We start from the raw sequence: 237 nt of genomic DNA, 5'->3' as shown, positions 1-237 counted from the left end.
CTATGACGCCGATTGGTTCCGAGAAGCGTTAAAAGACAAAGGGATACGCGCCTGTATCCCTGACCGGAAACAGCGGAAGAAGCCGGTGAAGTACGACAAGCGTCGCTACAAACGGCGCAACCGGATTGAGATCATGTTCGGCAGATTGAAGGATTGGCGGCGTGTGGCAACCCGTTACGATAGATGCCCAAAGGTCTTCCTGTCAGCAATCGCCCTCGCCGCACTCGTCATTTACTG

1 protein-coding gene is annotated in these 237 nt (G+C 54.4%); it reads left to right on the top strand.

What is annotated here, in order from left to right; genetic code table 11:
* A partial coding sequence (locus Q0908_RS20340) for a transposase (protein ID WP_299289121.1) occupies positions 1-237 on the top strand: 237 nt, incomplete at both ends.

Origin of the sequence: uncultured Tateyamaria sp. (assembly GCF_947494755.1) — a bacterium.
In the GTDB taxonomy this organism is placed as follows: Bacteria; Pseudomonadota; Alphaproteobacteria; order Rhodobacterales; family Rhodobacteraceae; genus Tateyamaria.
The sequence above is the reverse complement of the archived record's forward strand: the minus strand, read 5'-3'. Positions and strand labels throughout refer to the sequence as shown.